Annotated in this window: 1 protein-coding gene; it reads left to right on the plus strand. The window is 54.9% G+C overall.

Annotated features, from left to right (window positions below; translation table 11 throughout):
* On the plus strand, positions 1–2,528 hold a 2,528-nt coding region (locus B4U49_RS00755; protein ID WP_143735452.1), incomplete at both ends, for a TonB-dependent receptor.

Consider the following 2,528-nt stretch of genomic DNA (forward strand, 5'->3'; position numbering starts at 1 on the left):
ATTTCCGCAGAAGATATCGGCAAATTCCCTGACACTAACTTGGCGGAATCTCTGCAGCGTATTTCAGGTGTTTCCATCGATCGCAAGAACGGTGAAGGAAATCAGATTACGGTTCGCGGTTTCGGTCCAAGTTTCAACCTGGTCACCCTGAACGGCCGCAATATGCCGTTTGCCGACTCTCCCAAACAGGAGGGCGCCGGTGGCACCCAGAATCGCAGCTTCAACTTTGAACAGATTGCCCCCGAATCTGTGGTCGGTGTGGACGTCTATAAAACTGCACGTGCAGAGCAGGCCTCTGGTGGCATCGGTGCCACGGTAAATGTCCGCACTGCAAAGCCATTTGATTACGACGGCTTTAAATCCGCATTTAGCGTAAAGACCAACAGCGACACCACCAACGTCCAGGGCGATGATTTCACGCCGGAAGTTTCCGGCATGTTTTCCACGCAGTTTCTGGACGGCAAAGTAGGCGTCCTGGCTGCTGTGTCGCACTCCCAGCGCGACAGCTCCCAGGAGATCATTGCTACCGACGGCTGGTTGCGCCAGACCGCAGGCAACTGCGAACTGGGCTTCTCCACTTCTACCGACGCATGCGGTGGTGGTGCGATTGATGATTCCGCAATCGACGCTGGCAAAAACCCCGGTGGCACCATCTGGATGCCGCAGAACTACAACATGGACCAGAGCCATCACGAGCGCGTTCGTGACAATGCCCAGGTTGTGGTGCAGTACGCGATCAATGACACCACTGTTGCCAGCCTGGATTATTTCTACTCGAATTACGAGGACGATATCGAGCGCTACCAGACCGCACACTGGTTTGGTAACTGGGTGAGCGGTTCTACCGATGAAAATGGCTCCATTGCTCAGATCGTCAACGGCGCCGGTGGCACCGACTTTATCGGCTACATCGATGAGCTGGAAACTGAAAACGAGTCTATCGGCTTTAACCTGGAGTGGGATCTTAGCGAGAACCTCACCGCGAAGTTCGATATTCATCACTCCACTTCTCACGCGCAGCCGGGTGGCAATCTTTCCGAGAAGTCTATCCTGCTGAGCAATGCAGACTTCTACTGTGCCACCTATGAGCAGTGTTATGCCGGCCAGTTCACCATTGATTACGCTCAGGGTACTCAGCTGCCGATCCTGAATGATCCGGCCAGTATGGCGGCCAACGGCTTTGATGGCGACGTGCACTACCTCTACGACGGCGCCACCAAGGGTGATCAGTACGACCTGGCGAGTGTCGGTGGCAACCTGGTTATCGGTCGTGGTAATGAGGTGTTGAATACCATTGATCAGGCCAAATTTGATTTCAATTGGTTCAATGACAGCGACAGCATGCTGAAGTCCGCCCAGTTTGGTATCGGTTACGTGGATTTTGAATTCGATACTACGTGGCGCATGAATATGACCACTCTGGGACGCGCCTGGAACCCGTCCGCTGACCAGCTGTCACTGATCAGCAGTGCTGGTACCGGTGGTTCATTCAGTGGCAATGAAGCGCTATTCCCGTACTTCCTCAAGTTTGATGTGAAGTCTATGTACAACCAGATCGGTGACGAATTTGGTTTTACCTTCAACCCGGAGGTGTACAACACCGTCAGCGAAAAGAGCGCATCTGCCTATTCGCAGTTCAACTTTGAAAGTGAAATCGCGCAGATGCCGCTGACCCTGGTTGCCGGCTTGCGTTACGAGGCGACCGATGTAACTGGTGAAACCAGTCAGGTAACCCCGTACGCATTGCGTTACGAGAGTCTCACCGAGCTGCGACCGCAATACAGCGACGAGCTGGTATACGGTGTAACCGAACTTGATGGCGACTACGCCTACTTCCTGCCGAGCCTGGATGCTCGCCTGGATATCACCGAAGAAGTAGTCGCGCGCGCGTCTATCGGCCGCACCATGACCCGTACCGATCTCACCGCCCTGCGCCCGGCAGTAAGCATCGCCAACAGCCGTCCCAGCGGCCCCTACCTCGCGTACCAGGGCAACGCGAACCTGAAGCCGTACCTGGCCGATAACCTGGATCTGGCGGTGGAGTGGTACTACGCCGAAGGCAGTTACGTATCGGTGAACCATTTCCAGAAGTGGGTCGACAACTACGTATCCAGCGATACCACTTCCGGTCTGCTGTACAACGCCGACGGCGTTGCCTACACCGACCCGAGCCGCGGTGATGTCGGTCAGAACGGCAACACTTGTGGAGATAATGGTGAGGACGTCGCCGCGTGTGACGGTACCGTGGTTCCAAACTCACCGGATATCAACTGGCTGATCACCACGCCGGTCAACAAGGGTGACTCGCATGTTTCCGGTTTCGAAATCGCGGTACAGCATATGCTGGGTGAAAGTGGATTCGGGCTGCAGGCCAACGCTACCCTTGTTGATGGTGACCTAGAGTACGATGTATTCGAAACTGCCGAGCAGCTGGCACTCAATGGTCTGAGCGACTCCTACAACCTGGTTGGCTTCTATGACAAGAATGGCTTCCAGGCGCGACTGGCCTACAACTGGCGTGATGATTT

The organism is Microbulbifer mangrovi, from assembly GCF_002009015.1.
Classification (GTDB): Bacteria; Pseudomonadota; Gammaproteobacteria; order Pseudomonadales; family Cellvibrionaceae; genus Microbulbifer; species Microbulbifer mangrovi.